Genomic DNA, 15,211 nt, shown 5'->3' with positions numbered 1-15,211 from the left:
CCCGACATCGCCGAGCCGGTCTGGCGCCTGCTGATCGACCGCTGCATCGCCCACGAGTTCGGAACCTGGGACAAGACGCGGGTCTGAACTTCCTTCTCCCGCAAGGGGAGATACATCTACAGCTGAGACAGAAACACGCCTGTCCCAAAATGGTTAACGACATCAACGACGTGCATCATTTTGGGATAAAATACAGGCAGTTAGGCTGTGAACGATCCATGGGACCAATTGGGACCACGGATGCCCACTTAGGACCACTGATGGTGGTTCCAGCGGTGGTTCAGATTCCTCTCTGACTGGCCCAGCCGTTGCGGAACTTCCTCCGTTTCCCACTACGGAGGTAATCAGTTGACTACGTCTATCCCCACCCGACTGCGGTTAACCAACCGCGTTGTCGACGACCTTGTCGGCCTGCCGCCCGAACAACGGGCACGGCGCTACTGGGACACCAGCGTTCCAGAATTGTATCTTCAGTTTAGTCGTGCTGGCACGCCTAGCTTCGTTCTTCGTTACACCAAGCTTGATGGTTCAGATGGCGACTACGCCATTGGCAAAGCCGATCGGGTGACTATCGACAGCGCTAGGGCTGTTGCCAAGGCCGCGCTCAACGACCTCGAAGCACACGATGTCGACCCCGTGGAGGCCAGGCGGCGGCTGCGCTTGGATGCTCGGGTGCCTAAGCTGACAACTTTCGGCGACATTATGGAGGACTACATTGAAAGCAAAAGCACGTTAAGACCCGGCGCGGCGGAACACGATGACGTCTATTACCTCCGCCGCTATGTCTATCCTGAGTTGGGCGCCCGCAAGTTCGAGACGATCACGGTCCAGTGCGTGCTCGACCTGCTTACCTCTATCAAGAATCAGATCGCCGCACGGAATTGTCGCAAAGGCGCAAACGGTAAAACCACAGCGAATGTGTGCCACCGAGCAATCAAACGCGTCTACCGACGTGCGGTGAACAAAGAGATTGCCAGCCGGAATCCGGGTGACTTCCCGTGCCTGTTTCCCATCCGCCGAGCGAAGCGTCGTGGCCGCCTCGATGAAGGCCGGTTCAATCTCTTCTGCGGCGTTTTGGTGCAGCGTTGCCAACAGAAGTCCTGGCGGCGGATTCCACTCGCGATCCTGCTCTATATGCTGACGTTGCAGCGTCCGATCGACATAGCGCGCGCCAAGCGAGATCATTTCGATCTCAATCGGCGTATCTGGATCATCCCGAATGATTACACCAAGACCGGATATCCGTATCACATCCCGCTTTCGGAGCAGGCGCTTCGGTTGATCCGCATCGCTATGGCGATGAGTGACAGCCAGTACCTGTTTCCGGGCGCGCAACCCGGTCGGCATCTCAATGAGCAGTCCTTGTCTGCGGCCTGGGCGCGATATCGCAACGAGATCATCGCGAGCGGCGTGCTGGATGATCGCGACATCGAACTCTACGACTGTCGACGTTACGGACGAACGCAGGTTCGTAAGAAGCTGGGCTTTGCCAATGAGGTTGCTGAGGCCGTGATCAACCATGTCGGCGAAGACCACAGTCCCTCCCAGCTCTACGACGTGGGTGAAATGTTGCCCGACATGGCGCAGGCTCATGCCGCATGGAGCGCAGAGGTCGATTGCCTGACTCACGGACGCCTTTCGGCCTTGCTGGATCGCCTTGAAGATGAGGCGGATTGATCGCCTCGTCTCCGGCTCTGCGCGCTCGCTCGCTCGCGACGATGATCGCGGGCGGGCGAGCGTGTTTTGCACGCCAAGTGCATCTTGCGGTGCGCACCATATTTCCATAATATTGGAAATATGGAATCAGAAGTTGCCATCCTTGCCCTCGCAGCCCTGGCGCAGCCGACGCGGCTGGAGACCTTCCGCTTGCTGGTCCGGCACGAGCCCGAGGGTCTGCCCGCCGGCGAGGTCGCGGATGCCCTCGCCGTGCCGGCCAACACCATGTCGGCGCATCTCGGAGTTCTGTCCCGCGCCGGTCTGATCAGTTCGGAGCGGCGCAGCCGGTCGATCATTTACCGGGCTGACCTGGACCACCTCCAGGCGCTGGTCCTGTTCCTGCTGAAGGACTGCTGCCAGGGCCGCGCCGAGCTGTGCGAGCCGCTGCTGGCCGAACTCTCGCCCTGCCGCGCCTGAGGTCATCATGGACGTCGTCATCTATCACAACCCCGCCTGCGGGACGTCGCGCAACGCCCTGGCCCTGATCCGCCACGTCGGGATCGAGCCGCATGTCATCGAGTATCTGAAGACGCCGCCCAGCCGCGCCATGATCCTGGAACTGGCAGAGCGCATGGGTGCCCCGCTGCGCAGCCTGCTGCGCGAAAAGGGCACGCCCTTCGCTGAACTGGGCCTCAATGATCCCGCCCTGACGGACGATCAACTTCTGGACGCCGTCGAAGCCCATCCGGTTCTGCTAAATCGCCCCATCGTCGTGTCGCCGCTGGGCGTGAACCTGTGTCGGCCGTCTGAAGCGGTTCTCGATCTTCTGCCATCCGAAGGTCTGAAACCCTTCACCAAGGAGGACGGGGAAGTCGTTGTCGACGCCGAGGGTCGGAGGGTCCGCTGATGGTCAATGCCGTGATTACTGAACAGCCGCAGCGCCGCCTGTCCTTCCTGGACCGCTGGCTAACATTGTGGATTTTCGCGGCAATGGCGCTGGGCGTGCTGCTGGCCACGCTTGTGCCGGGCCTTCCCAGTTGGATCGACGGCCTGTCGGTCGGCACGACCAACATCCCCATCGCGATCGGCCTGATCCTGATGATGTATCCGCCGTTGGCGCGGGTGAAATACGAGGAACTGCCGCGCGTCTTCGCCGACAAGCGCGTGCTGCTCCTGTCCCTGTTCCAAAACTGGGTGCTGGGGCCGGTGCTAATGTTCGCCCTCGCGGTCATCTTCCTGCGTGATCAGCCGGAATACATGACCGGCGTCATCCTGATCGGCCTGGCCCGCTGCATCGCCATGGTGCTAGTCTGGAACCAGTTGGCGCGCGGCGACAACCAGTATGTGGCGGGCCTGGTCGCCTTCAACTCGATCTTCCAGATCGCCTTCTTCAGCCTCTACGCCTGGCTGTTCCTGACCGTGCTGCCGCCCCTGTTCGGGCTGGAGAGCAGCGTAATCGACGTCAGCGTCTGGACCATCGCCGGCGCCGTCCTGGTCTATCTGGGCCTGCCCTTCCTCGGCGGCTTCCTGACCCGGCGGACCCTTGTCGCGAGGAAGGGGAACGACTGGTACGAGACGCGCTTCCTGCCGCGCATCGCTCCGATCACCCTGATCGCCCTGCTGTTCACCATCGTCGCCATGTTCAGCCTGAAGGGCGGCGAAGTGGTCGCCCTGCCGCTGGACGCCCTGCGCATCGCCGTCCCCCTGACGATCTACTTCTTCGTCATGTTCGTGGTCAGCTTCCTGATGGGGCGCCTGATCGAGGCGGACTATCCGCGCACCACGGCCCTGGCCTTCACCGCCGCCTCCAACAATTTCGAACTGGCCATCGCCGTCGCCATCGCCGCCTTCGGGCTGGCCTCGCCGGTCGCCTTCGCCGCCGTCATCGGCCCCTTGGTCGAGGTGCCGGTGCTGATCCTGCTGGTCTCGGTCGCCCTGTGGCTGGGCCGCCGCTACTTCCCCGCGACAGCCCCGAAGAAGGACGCATGCTGATGGCCTTCAACGTCCTGGCATTGCCCGAGCCCACCCCTGACCTGATCGCTGCGCTCAAAGCCGCCGACCTGCCGACGGACGACCTCCAACAACCCGGCCGTCATTTCTACCGCTTCGAGGACGATGCCGGACTGATCGGCTACGGCGGACTAGAGCAGATCGGCCACGACGCCCTGATCCGCTCCATGGTCGTCGTCGATGCCCGTCGCGGCGGTGGTCTGGGCGCGGAAGTCCTCTCATGGCTGGAAGCCAGCGCGGCCGAGCAGAAGGCGACCGCCCTCTACCTGCTCACGACCACGGCGACCGCCTTCTTCCAGCGACAGGGCTACGTCGTCCTGCCGCGTTCGGCTGCGCCGGCCGCCATCGCCGCCTCCCGGCAGTTCAGCACTCTGTGCCCGGCCTCGGCGGCTTTCATGTTCAAGGAGTTGCGTACTCAATGACCCGTCTTCGCGACCTGCCCGATCCCGACCACCTACCAGCGCTGGACCCGGCCTACCTGTCCAGCCAGCCTGCACTCGGTCTTGGCCCGAACGATCATCCGCCGCGTATCCTGCTGCTCTACGGCTCGCTGCGGGATCGGTCCTTTTCCCGACTGTGCGTCGAGGAAGCCGCGCGCCTGCTGCGCTTCATGGGCTGCGAGACGCGTATCTTCGATCCATCCGACCTGCCGCTGACCGATCAGGTCGACTACGACGACCATCCCGCCGTCCACGAACTGCGCGAGCACGCCCTGTGGTCGGAAGGCATGGTCTGGAGCAGCCCCGAGCGCCACGGCCAGATTTCCGGGATCATGAAACTCCAGATCGACCACCTGCCGCTCAACATGGGCGGCATGCGCCCGACCCAGGGCCGCACCCTGGCCGTCATGCAGGTCTCCGGCGGCTCGCAAAGCTTCAACGCCGTCAACACCCTGCGCCTCCTGGGCCGCTGGATGCGGATGATCACCATCCCCAACCAATCCAGCGTGGCCAAGGCCTTCATGGAGTTCGACGACGACGGCCGCATGAAGCCGTCCAGCTATTATGACCGCATCGTCGATGTGATGGAGGAACTGGTGCGCTTCACCGTCCTGACGCGCGCCCATGCTGGCCAGTTGGTGGATCGCTATTCCGAACGGAAATCCTCAGGCGTGCCGATCGATGCGGCCAATGATCTGTCCGCCATCGCGATCAGGTCGGCTTAGCGCTTCAGTTTAATCCGCATGTCGAACTGTCTGACGAGGCGAGTTTTGGAAGGCGATGATCTGCGAAAGAAGCCATGATGCCACCGCTGTGGTTACAGGCCCCCAGGAGATTGGCTATGTCCAGATGACGTCCGACGGCCCTGGTGAACTTCGCCCCCCGCATCTGAGTTATGGGGCCCTCTTCATGCAGTTTCTGCGCTTCGGCACCCTGGCGTTCGGCGGTCCCGTCGCCCAGATCGCCATGATCCGACACAGGCTGATCGACGAAGGTCGATGGATGTCGAGCGAGCGCTTCAATCGGCTGCTCGCCGTCCTTCAGATTCTACCTGGCCCGGAGGCGCATGAACTCTGCGTCCACCTGGGCATGAGGGCCCGAGGCCGGATCGGCGGCGTCCTCGCCGGGCTCGGCTTCATGCTGCCCGGCCTCGTGCTGATGCTGGGGCTGGCCTGGCTCTACTTCTCGATCGGCGTGAAGTCGGGCTGGATGACCAGCGCCTTCATCGGCGTTCAGATCGCTGTTTTGGCCGTGATCGTGCGAGCCGCCCACCGGATCGGCCGGCACGTCATGGTCGACCGCAGCCTCTGGTTCATCGGCACCGCCAGTTGCGCGGCCTCGCTGCTGGGCGTGAGTTTCTGGCTGATCCTGCCGGCCGCCGGCGCAGCCTACGCCCTTGCCCAAAGGGGCCGTCGTCTTGAAGCGGCCGTGCTCTTCCTCATAGCGCTCTCGGCCGGTCTGGCGGTGCGCTACTGGCTCAACGACCACGGAGCGCCCCCTGTCACGGCGGCGGCCCTCGCGCCGATGAGCGTGTCCGTCGCCGCTCTATTTTTCACCGGCCTCAAGGCGGGTCTTCTGACCTTCGGCGGCGCCTACACCGCCATCCCCGTCATGCGCGCTGACGCCGCAAGAGGCGGCTGGATCAGCGACGGCCAGTTCTTGGACGGCGTCGCCCTGGCCCAGGTGATCCCTGCGCCCCTCATCATCTTCGGCACCTTCGTCGGCTATGCCGGCGGCGGGTTTCCAGGCGCTATGGCGCTGACGGCCGGCATCTTCCTTCCGGCCTTCAGCTTCTCCCTCATCTTCTATGATCGGCTGGAGTTGGTCCTCGAGAACAGGTCGCTGCACGCCCTGCTGGACGGCGTCGCCGCCGCCGTCGTCGGCCTGATCGTCGCCACCGTCCTTCAACTGGGGGCCTCTCTGGTCGGCACTGTTCCGTATTGGCCGCTGGCCCTGGCGATCTTCGGCGCCGCCCTAGTCGCCGCCTACCGCTGGCGGGCGCAACTGGCGATACCTATCACCTTGGTCGCGGCCGGTCTGGCGGGAGCCCTCGCCTTCTGAGGGGATTGCCATTCAACCGGCCGCTGACCGATCTCCCTAACCGCAACAGCCCTTGCGATCCTCCTGGATCGGCGGACACGGCACGTCGGCGTAGGAGCAGAAGACGCAACAATCGCCGGGCAAGGGCTTCAGTTTCACGCCGCAACCGAGGCAGTCGTAGAACCAGATGCAGGCGTCGGTGGGCATGGTCTCGGTCGCGACATGACCGCAATGCGGACAGGTCAGCGTGGATTGGAGCAGGATCGACGCGCTCATTTAACGGCGGCCAATTGGGGCAGAAGCCAAGGCTCGACATAGGGCTCCCAGGCCAGGGAAAGCACGATCAGCAGCGTGGCGATGACAAGCAGCCAGAAGGCCAGCCGCGAAGGTCGGCCGCAGGCCGCATCGCGTCGGCACATCCGGGAGCGGCGCCAGTGCAGCAGCCAGCCGGCGGCAAGAACCAGGGCGGCGATCGGAGTCAGCCAATGACGCGCTCCAGCGAGCACAGTAACGCCCGCGAATGACACCCCGGCGACCGACAGCGCCAACGGCAGGACGCAGCAGGCCGCCCATGCCAGAAGGGAAGCGAACCCGCCGACCGCCGCTGAGGCGCTGACGGTGACTTCGGGAATATGGGGACGGTTTTGATCGGTCGTCATGGGCTATCCTGTCTGACTTCTGATACAGCCTACAACCCGTAGCCACTACGGGATCAAGAGCGTGTCCAGACAGGGTTTAACCATCGGCCGCCTGGCCCTCAGCACCGGGGTGAACCTGGAGACCGTGCGCTATTATGAACGCATCGGGTTGATGCCTGCGCCTGCCAGAACTCAGGGCGGCCATCGGTGCTACGAGCCCGAGCACGCCCAGCGGCTGAGATTTATCCGCCGATCTCGCGAACTCGGGTTCGGCATTGACGCTATCCGTCGCCTGATCGCGTTGAGCGAACCGACGCTCCAATCTTGCAGCGAGGTGCGGGACATGGCTCAGGATCACCTTGTCAGCATCGAAGCCAAGATCGCCGACCTGCAACGCCTTCAGGCCCTGTTGAAGCAGACGGTCGCTGACTGCGGCGACGGAGGACAAATTCGCTGTCCTGTCATTGAGGAACTGGGCTCAGCCCCCCCCGCTTAGACGGACCGAGGACCTAGCGCCTCGATAATCAGGCAGTCCGAGATCGTGCCCTGGCGGCACTGGGACAGCAGGGCGCCCAGCTCACGACGCAGGGCCTCCAGGTCGGCGATCTTGCGCTCGACCTCGACCAGGTGGGCGCGCGTCAGTTCATCGACCGTGGCGCAGGATTGGTCGCGCCGATCCGACAGGTTCAGCAGGTCGCGCACCTGTTCGATGGAGAAGCCCAGATCGCGGGCGCGTCGGATGAAGGAGAGGCGGTTCAACTCCGCCTCGCCGTAGGCGCGGTAGTTGCCCTCTGTGCGGGCGGGCGCGGCCAGCAGGCCGATCCGCTCATAGTAGCGGATCGTCTCGACCTTGGTGTCGGTCCGCCGCCCCAGTTCGCCGATGCTCAGCGCCATTACGGCCCCTCCGTTTCCCGCCTCAGTGTCCGCCGCCGAACCTTAGACGCACGCCGCCATTGACGGTGAAGCCGTCGGTCGGGCCCCAGGCGTCGACCGTCCAGCGGCCGTCAGCGGCACGTTGCGGCAGCAGCAGGGGATCATGCCGCGTCTGGCGCACGTTCAACAGGTTCTCGGCGTTCAGGAACAGGCTGACCCGTCCGAAGATGACCTCGCCCAGCAGGCCGACCTCGACATAGGACGGGCTTTCGCTGCGATAGGGGCTGTCCTCCAGCGTCTGCTTGCCGGTGTAGTAGATTTCCAGCCCCAAGCGGCCCCGGTCGTGCTCCTCCCACATGGCGACCAGGCCCGCCGTGTGACGCGGGGTCACGGGCGTGTCGCGGCGGGCGAAACCGTTGTCGTCCGGCTCGGTCGCATCGACGAAGACATAGCTGCCGGTCAGGGTGAACGGCGCTTGGCGATAGCGCAGCAGGGCCTCGGCCCCGCGCGTCCGGGTCACGCTCTCGACATTGATCAGGCGCACGCGGTCCATGCCATCGTTTACCGCCCGAATGGCGTCGTCCAGATCGGAGCCGAACAGGGTCAGGTTGGCCTCGATCCGCCCCCGCCGATAGCCGACGTCCAGGGAGGCGGTGCGGGCGACTTCTTCCTTCAGCCCGTCTAGCGGTTCCAGCCGCGACAGGCCGGTCGCCTCGGTAACATCGACGAAGGGCGTTGGCGCGAAGAAGCCTTGCCCCACCGAGGCGCGGACGGTCCAGGGACCGGGCCGGTACAGCATCGACAGGCGCGGGCTGAACTGGCCGCCGTATTCGCTGTGTTGATCGAAGCGCGCGCTGCCCGCCAGGGTCAGGTCGGGCGTCAACTCGTGCTCGACCTGCGCGAAGACGCCGGGGACCGTGTAGGTGTAGTCGAAGCCGGAAAAGGTCTCAGAGCGATAGGCGTCGACCTGAACCGCCGCGCCGGCCAGCCAGGTCGTGGCGCCGACCTCGGACCCCAGCGACGTTTCCAAGAAGCCGGTGTCGTGGCGGTCCTGCTCGAACACATCGCCGAACTGATGGTCGTGGGCCTGGGTCATGGCCGAGGCGCGGATGTGGGCCGTGCCCCAGGCGACAGGTAGGCGAGCCACCAGGCCCGCATCGAAGCGGTCGGTGTCCTGGGCCTGGACGAAGGGACGGCCGTCGGGCGCGGTGCGGCCCGGCTCGGTCCCGCCGCTGCGGGTCTCGGTCATGGCGCCGACGGTGACGAAGGCATCACCGCCATTGTCGCCTTCCCAGAACAGGCGCGGGCGCACGGACCAGCGCTCATAAGCGGCGATGTCGCTCCAACCGTCGCCATCCAGGTCCTGACGGCTCTGGCGATTATAGCCGCCGACAATCGACTGCCCCCACGCCCCTTTGAACGGCGCCGAGGCGTAAGCCGTCAGGTCCTGCCCGTCGCGGCTGGTGATGTTAGCCAGAACCTCGGCCTCGACCTCATCGCCCGGTCGACGCGACACCAGGTTGATGACCCCGCCCAGGGCCGACGGGCCATACAGCGCCGACGCCGCGCCCTTGATGACCTCAACCTGACCCAGGTCGGTCGGCGGAATCTGAAGCACGCCTAGGGATGACGCTTGACCGCCGTACAGGGGCAGACCGTCGGCCAGAAGCTGGGTGTAGCGGCCGCTCATGCCCTGCATACGGATATTGGCCGCGCCGAGCGCGGGCGACGTGACCTGAACCCGCACGCCGCCGGTCTCATTGACCAGCATGGCGATGTTGCCGGGCGTCATCAGCAGCTTTTCCTCGATCTCCTCGCGGCCGATGACCTCGACGCGGATCGGTTCGTCCTGAATGCGGCGGCCCGAGCGGGTCGCCTGGACGATGATGTCTTCGACCTCGGTCGCCTCGTCATGCCCGTGCTCCTGCTCGTCATCATGGTGTTCAGCGTCCTGCGCGAAGGCTGAGGGAGCCGACAGACTGACAGCCAGGGTGGCGGCGACTGCCGCCAAAACCGCGCGGCGGCCATTGCGAAGCGAAATGAAAGAAGAGGACACCAAGGCTCCAGTAATCTCGGAAAAACAGGAAGGCGCTGTCGGGTCAGGCGACCGGCTTGTGACGCGATTCGACTTTGAACGGGGCTGGCGCAGGGGCCGCCTTGACGGTCTTCAACTCAGCACGGGCGTGGCGGGCCACCTGCCAACCGCCCTGTAGCGCCAGTCCAGCCATGACCGCGGCGACCAGCAGGTCGGGCCAGCGCGACCCCGTGCCGAACACGCCCAGCGCCGCCAGCATGACCGCCAGATTGCCGATGGCGTCGTTGCGCGAGCAAATCCAGACAGACCGCATATTGGCGTCGCCCTTTCGGAACCCGAACAGCATGACGGCGGTCACCACGTTGGCGATCAGTGCCGCCAATCCAATCACACCCATTACCTGCGCCTCAGGCGTCTCGCCGCGCCAGACACCGACCAATGTGATGACGGCCACCCAGCCGCCGAAGACCAGCATGGTCGCGCCCTTCAGCAGCGCCGCGCGCGCCCGCCAGACCAGAGCCAGAGCCACGACGCCCAGGCTGATGCCGTAGTTGGCGGCGTCGCCCAGGAAATCGAGCGAATCTGCCTGAAGCGACGCCGACCCCGACAACAGCCCGGCGACGCCCTCGACCGCGAACATGCCGGCATTGATCGCCAGCGCCAGCCACAGCGCCAAACGCCATCGACCTGCCGGGGGCCGCTCATCCGCACAAAGATCGTCGCCGCAGCAGTTCGCCATAAAGGTATGTTGCACCCTGTAGTAGCTAGAGGGTCAAGCGGGACTGCCGTCCAAACGCGACCTTCGGTCGACGTATCCTGCGATGGACCTGGCCGATGTTTAGCGCGGGTTGGCGGGCGTGGACTGAGAAGCGCGCTGCGGGGCGGGTGGTGCCGCTGCCGCTGCCGGTGCCGGTGTCGGTGTCGGTGTCGGTGTCGGTGTCGGGCTCACCATAGGCGCGAAGGCCTGCGCTTCAGACAGTTTGGACGCTGAATGTGATGCCGTCGTTGGCGATGTGAGAGAAGCTGGGCAGCGGCCAGGCGTCTCTGTCACCCTGAAATAGGCTGCGGTGGCGAAGATAGCCCCTGCGATCGCAATGCCAGCGACGAACACCAGTACTGCGTAGTGCCACCGAATGCGGCGCTTGAGCCCCGCGAAAACACCGGAGAAGCGCTCGCTGATCGCAGCGTAGTCAGTGTTCAGCCGCTCTCCCTGGGAATCGATATCCTCACCGATAGCAGCCAGCGTTAGCCACTGGTTGACGATCGCTACCGCTAGCAGGACGACGAAAATCCAGACGCCCCCGAGCAGCGCGCGGTTGGTCCAGGCCTCCAGATCGCAGCCCGTCGATGCCTTAAGCTGGGAAGCCACGACCACCGTGGCGATTGGAATGCCGAGCAGTTGCCCCTGGATGTCGATCAACGTCTTGTGGATTTTGGAGACGTACTCGACCTTTGCCGCTTCGATCTCGCCCCGAATTCGAGCGTAGGAGAAGCTTGAAGCAAAGAGGCTGTAGCCGTTCTTCACCGCATCGTTGAGCGCTTCGGCGTTGTCGAGAAGGTAGGTAAAACGGTCGGCCAGCGGCTGCGGCTCTGCCGTCGTGATGAGCGTTTCAGCGAGGATCGCCCGCTTCTGATCCCTGTGAACGTCGTCAGTAAAGTGGGCCAGCAAGGCGTCGATCGCCGGCACCGATACCCGCGCCAGCGCCGACGCATCGTAGTGGACAGGTATGACCACCTTTCGGTCCCTGAAGAAGACCAGTTCCTGCTTCAGCGGGTCGACGTAGGCCGCGCACTCTGACACCAGAGCCACAAAGGCCAGAACCTTTCGATACGCTGCAATCCTCGACGGCACAGGAACCGTCGTATGATCGACCGCGCCGTCGATGATGTAGTATCGAGCGGGTTCATGAAGGCGCGCTTCACGCGCCCGGAGAAGGTCGTCAAGGGTCCGCACAAGCAACCCTGTGCCTATGCGAGGCGCTCCAGCACGCACCGGAACCACGTCGCCAACACCAGGCAGTTCATCGACCAGCACCGCTAGGTTAGCGTCGTCGGCCGCAACAGCATCCTGCTCGAGCAGTTGAAGGTTGGCGAGAATTTCTGCCGTTGCGATCGTCAGATCGCCCTCCACTCCATCCGCATCAAACGCGATGTTGCGGTAGACGTCGACGAGCTGATCGAACCGCAGGTTAGGCATCGACGTTGAACTCCCCCCGAAGCTGGGCGGCGAGTTCGTCCGGAAGACCTACGAGGGTCAGGCTGTTCTCGGCGGCGTCATACCGCACCTTGTTGCTTGTCAGAGCCTCGCGATCAAATTCGACTGACCACAGAGCGGTCTTGCCGCGAAATCGGACCAAGCCATTCAGTGCCCGTCCGTCGGGGACGAACCGGTCATTCAACTGACGATCCGGATCGACCAGGACGTCGAGTAGGACGCGCGGCGAATTCGGCATCAACTCATTCGCCAGGGCCTCAAACTCAAGTTCGGATCGACTCCTCGCCGAGCGGCTGCAGATCGTCTTGGCACGGTTCAGGAAGTCATCCTTCGCCTCACCGACAAGGCCCTGATCTATGGCGAATGCCTTCAGCGTGCGCACAAGGTCTGTGGTGTCCTGGCGATCTTGAACTGTGGTGTCGCAGCCAAGGAAGGCTTTAAAATACTCCGAAACGGCTCCCTTCCCCTTGAGGAAGCCGATGTACCGTTCGTCCTTGGCAGCCCATCCTTCGAGATTGACCCGGCCGGCGAAACGGAACCCGTCTACGTCGAGGTGATGCACGTCGGCGACGTCGTAGGTGTTGGTAAGGGCCGCGCCGAGTTTGTCATTGACGATAACGACCAGCAGATAATTTCGGCCATCTCGCGTGAAATGGGCGAAGAAGACATGCCCTCCCTGGGCGGCGTTCCTCAACCCAGCCTGGTGCTTCAACGTCTCCATCAGGCTGCCGGTCAGTTCGGCGAAGTCTTTGTAGCCGCCGTCGGCATAAGCACGAACATGCGCCTCCGTCGGCGCCGCGTCGGCGGCCGTCGAGAACTTGCCGTGCGATTTAGACGCGCGTCGGCTGTAGAGTTCGTACAGATCGTCGATCACGCGCTGCGCCGTCGTTGTCACAGTGAGCGCGCCATTGCCCATCTGCACACGAAAGCCGTCTTCACCCTTGACGAGATCATGGATGGCGGCGTGAATTATCGTGTTGGCCATCGATTGGTCCCCTCGCATCGAGGCCGCTCAGGGCCTCCCCCCGGCGAGCAACCTACAACACCCCATCCTGAATGCTACGGTTGACTCGTTGAACGAGTCCTTCGCAGCACATGGGTGCGCACGGGGATCAAGGCCCTACACCCTCATCTTCACTCGCCGACGGGTCGAGCCAGCCTATTTGGCGACACGCCGCCGCTTGAGCGGCTCCTGATCAGGCGACCTAAGCTGAACCCCCGCGCCGTGCGTGCCAGCGGGTATGAACATCACGCCGGCGGCCTCCAAGGTGGAGGTCAGAAGCTTTGCGTTGGCGGCTGTGACTGGAGCGGCGGCGTTGGTGCTCTCGGCTTTACGCACCGTGTTTAGCGCCAAGCCCGTCCGCTCAGCGAGATCAGAAACGGACATGTTCAGAAGGCCTCGGGCAGCGCGCAGTTGGGCGCCGGTAACGACCACGTCGCGCACGTCCGCATTATGATTCGGCTGCATGATTGACCAATAGCACCATAGTTGATAATTAGCACCAACCTTACGCGAGGGAGGTGACCATGAACGACGTTAAACGCGATCCGCCAGTTTGTCCGCTCCACGGCAAGCCGACGATGCGCGCGACCTGCCAAAAATGTAACGCCGCCTACATGCGGGGCTACCTGAGCACCATGCGCAAGACCCGTCCGGCAAAGGCGATCCTTGAGCGGGCGAAGCAGCGCGCCAGACGGCAGGGGATTCCTTACTCCCTCCGCCGCCAGGACATTGTCTTGCCGACAAGATGTCCGGTTCTGGGTCTTCCTCTGATCGTGGGCGAGGCGCGGTCTGACGCCTCGCCGTCTCTGGATCGCATTGACCCCGCAAAAGGCTACCAGCCTGGCAATGTCAGGGTTATCTGCGACCAGGCCAATCGGTTGAAGGGCAATCGCAGCCTGGGGGAGGTTCTGCGCTTGAGTCAGGCAGGGCCTCGCTGCCGGCGATCGGCGTATGCAGCCGTGGCCGCTTACATGGAACGTGAGGCCCTGCTGGTTGAAGTCAAACAGAAGGCGGCAAGGGAAATCTCCCCTAACAATCCGTGGGCGGTGGTTGCCGAGTTTCTGGAGCGGAAGTTCCGAGAGTTTCCAATCAAGTCGAACAAGTAGTCGTTTGGAATAAAGTTACCTTAATACAGAATTAACTGAACTTTTATTCCAATAACCGCGACATCACAACTTGACTAACGCATTTAGTTAAGTTTTCATGAAGGAACTGCTAACCGCGCACCGACCCATAGGAGACGTGCAACGAACCCAAGGAGAGAGCCATGAAGACCGACGAACGTGACGCACCCAGCCTGACGCCGCTAGAGAATCGCTGGCTGACAGCTGAAGAGGCCGCCGCCTACATGGGCGTGAAGGTGGAGACGCTGTCGAAATGGCGCCTCCGGGGGCACGGCCCTCGCTACTCGGCCGCGCTGCGCCGAGACCCGCGTTACCAACTGTCGGACCTCATGGAGCATATGACCGCGCGCATGGCGTCCAATACCCGCGAAGCACGGGCGATTCGGCATCAACCCTATGACGCTTACCCTGTGACAATGCGACGCCAAGCGCGGCCAGCGGCGCGCCGCTGATTCCACGTCGGCCAAGCGAAAACTCCTAGAGCGCCGCTATGTGGTGCCGGCCCCTTGGGGCGGTAACGAAGACCGCGACTCAGTTTTGTAGAGGTCGGCGGGACGGACCCCGAGCACCTCGGCCAGCTCCCCCAGAACGGCCACGGTCGGATTACCCGCGCCGCGCTCAAGGGAGGTTCGCTTCGACGGCTACCCGCACCGCTTCCACCTGGACCTGGCCCCGTCCGGGACGTAAGCCGCGACTCCAGTCGATATCCCGACCGTGCCTCCTCAAGTCACCCAGGGCATGATGCGCACCGCCCAAACCTGGCACTGAACCGATGGCCTGCCGCCGACCACTTCCGAAGAATGCCGATAATCGATTGAGCCGCTTAGGCTACCCCAATCCCCGGCTGGTCTCGATTGGACCAGACCCGCTGAAATTGATAGGATTGGTCGTTCGCATCGACACGCGGCGTTCCAAAAATGTGGAGGTGGTTCCAGCGGTGGTTCGGGAAAAGGGCGTCACCTATGCCTCGGCTTTGAAGATTTGCAGACGCGTTGCTTCATGGTTCACTAGGATCAACAACTGTCGGCCCGACATCGGGTCGGGCGCCGGATCGATCTGCGATTGAAAAGGGGCGGCTCATGGCCGAGTCGAAACACAACGCATCTGCTGGACCTCATGGGTCCGCAAGTCATGCACAGCACGGGCCGGACGGAATCTCCGACACGGCCGTCGATCC

17 protein-coding genes are annotated in these 15,211 nt (G+C 63.5%); 10 read left to right on the top strand and 7 right to left on the bottom strand.

The window, feature by feature from the left end:
* The first annotated feature begins 348 nt into the window (after window positions 1–348).
* The 7 genes from ACU5AP_RS15190 (at window position 349) to chrA (ending at window position 6,167) form a co-directional block, all read left to right on the top strand.
* The gene (locus tag ACU5AP_RS15190; protein WP_303682714.1) at window positions 349–1,677 is read left to right on the top strand and encodes a tyrosine-type recombinase/integrase; all 1,329 of its coding nucleotides are present in this window, start codon (window positions 349–351) and stop codon (window positions 1,675–1,677) included.
* A gap of 120 nt (window positions 1,678–1,797) precedes the next feature.
* A complete protein-coding gene (locus ACU5AP_RS15185; RefSeq protein ID WP_303682713.1) occupies window positions 1,798–2,133 on the top strand; it encodes an ArsR/SmtB family transcription factor in 336 nt (111 codons plus the stop codon).
* A 7-nt stretch (window positions 2,134–2,140) separates the two neighbouring features.
* Window positions 2,141–2,563 carry an arsenate reductase (glutaredoxin) gene (arsC, locus tag ACU5AP_RS15180; RefSeq protein ID WP_303682712.1) on the top strand — a complete coding sequence of 141 codons (423 nt, stop codon included), beginning with the start codon at window positions 2,141–2,143 and terminating at the stop codon, window positions 2,561–2,563.
* Complete coding sequence (gene arsB, locus ACU5AP_RS15175; RefSeq protein WP_303682711.1) at window positions 2,563–3,648, top strand: ACR3 family arsenite efflux transporter; 1,086 nt, start codon at window positions 2,563–2,565, stop codon at window positions 3,646–3,648. The genes arsC and arsB overlap by 1 nt, the downstream gene beginning before the upstream one ends.
* Complete coding sequence (arsN2, locus tag ACU5AP_RS15170) at window positions 3,642–4,088, top strand: arsenic resistance N-acetyltransferase ArsN2 (protein ID WP_312054155.1); 447 nt, start codon at window positions 3,642–3,644, stop codon at window positions 4,086–4,088. The genes arsB and arsN2 overlap by 7 nt, the downstream gene beginning before the upstream one ends.
* Window positions 4,085–4,831 carry an arsenical resistance protein ArsH gene (gene arsH / locus ACU5AP_RS15165; protein ID WP_303682709.1) on the top strand — a complete coding sequence of 249 codons (747 nt, stop codon included), beginning with the start codon at window positions 4,085–4,087 and terminating at the stop codon, window positions 4,829–4,831. The genes arsN2 and arsH overlap by 4 nt, the downstream gene beginning before the upstream one ends.
* A gap of 184 nt (window positions 4,832–5,015) precedes the next feature.
* Window positions 5,016–6,167, top strand: a complete 1,152-nt coding sequence (chrA, locus tag ACU5AP_RS15160) for a chromate efflux transporter (RefSeq protein WP_303682708.1) — start codon at window positions 5,016–5,018, stop codon at window positions 6,165–6,167.
* 36 nt (window positions 6,168–6,203) lie between these two features.
* Here the strand turns inward: chrA and ACU5AP_RS15155 are convergent, their stop codons facing one another.
* Window positions 6,204–6,422, bottom strand: a complete 219-nt coding sequence (locus ACU5AP_RS15155) for a GDCCVxC domain-containing (seleno)protein (RefSeq protein ID WP_303682707.1) — start codon at window positions 6,420–6,422, stop codon at window positions 6,204–6,206.
* On the bottom strand, window positions 6,419–6,805 hold the full coding sequence (locus tag ACU5AP_RS15150; protein WP_303682706.1) for an MFS transporter permease: 387 nt from the start codon (window positions 6,803–6,805) through the stop codon (window positions 6,419–6,421). The genes ACU5AP_RS15155 and ACU5AP_RS15150 overlap by 4 nt, the downstream gene beginning before the upstream one ends.
* A gap of 61 nt (window positions 6,806–6,866) precedes the next feature.
* Here ACU5AP_RS15150 and ACU5AP_RS15145 point away from each other — a divergent pair, with 61 nt between their 5' ends.
* The gene (locus ACU5AP_RS15145) at window positions 6,867–7,280 is read left to right on the top strand and encodes a MerR family transcriptional regulator (RefSeq protein ID WP_312161285.1); all 414 of its coding nucleotides are present in this window, start codon (window positions 6,867–6,869) and stop codon (window positions 7,278–7,280) included.
* On the opposite strand, the gene ACU5AP_RS15140 is transcribed toward ACU5AP_RS15145, so the two are convergent.
* The 5 genes from ACU5AP_RS15140 to ACU5AP_RS15120 form a co-directional block, all read right to left on the bottom strand.
* Window positions 7,277–7,678 carry a MerR family transcriptional regulator gene (locus ACU5AP_RS15140; RefSeq protein ID WP_303682705.1) on the bottom strand — a complete coding sequence of 134 codons (402 nt, stop codon included), beginning with the start codon at window positions 7,676–7,678 and terminating at the stop codon, window positions 7,277–7,279. The genes ACU5AP_RS15145 and ACU5AP_RS15140 overlap by 4 nt on opposite strands.
* A 22-nt stretch (window positions 7,679–7,700) precedes the next feature.
* Window positions 7,701–9,713, bottom strand: coding sequence for a TonB-dependent receptor plug domain-containing protein (locus ACU5AP_RS15135; RefSeq protein WP_312161283.1), 2,013 nt, complete (start codon window positions 9,711–9,713; stop codon window positions 7,701–7,703).
* 43 nt (window positions 9,714–9,756) lie between these two features.
* Window positions 9,757–10,368: a cation transporter gene (locus ACU5AP_RS15130; protein ID WP_303682703.1), complete on the bottom strand. Its 612-nt coding sequence runs from the start codon at window positions 10,366–10,368 to the stop codon at window positions 9,757–9,759.
* 162 nt (window positions 10,369–10,530) lie between these two features.
* The gene (locus ACU5AP_RS15125) at window positions 10,531–11,889 is read right to left on the bottom strand and encodes a hypothetical protein (RefSeq protein WP_312054165.1); all 1,359 of its coding nucleotides are present in this window, start codon (window positions 11,887–11,889) and stop codon (window positions 10,531–10,533) included.
* Window positions 11,882–12,892, bottom strand: coding sequence for a nucleoid-associated protein (locus ACU5AP_RS15120; protein ID WP_303682701.1), 1,011 nt, complete (start codon window positions 12,890–12,892; stop codon window positions 11,882–11,884). The genes ACU5AP_RS15125 and ACU5AP_RS15120 overlap by 8 nt, the downstream gene beginning before the upstream one ends.
* 542 nt (window positions 12,893–13,434) lie before the next feature.
* On the opposite strand from ACU5AP_RS15120, the gene ACU5AP_RS15115 reads away from it, so the two are divergent.
* Window positions 13,435–14,016 carry a hypothetical protein gene (locus ACU5AP_RS15115; RefSeq protein ID WP_303682700.1) on the top strand — a complete coding sequence of 194 codons (582 nt, stop codon included), beginning with the start codon at window positions 13,435–13,437 and terminating at the stop codon, window positions 14,014–14,016.
* 161 nt (window positions 14,017–14,177) lie between these two features.
* Window positions 14,178–14,486: a helix-turn-helix domain-containing protein gene (locus ACU5AP_RS15110; protein WP_303682699.1), complete on the top strand. Its 309-nt coding sequence runs from the start codon at window positions 14,178–14,180 to the stop codon at window positions 14,484–14,486.
* Window positions 14,487–15,211: the final 725 nt, after the last annotated feature.

It is taken from the genome of Brevundimonas sp. RM1 (genome assembly GCF_052907225.1).
This window is presented reverse-complemented; position numbering and strand designations above follow the sequence as displayed.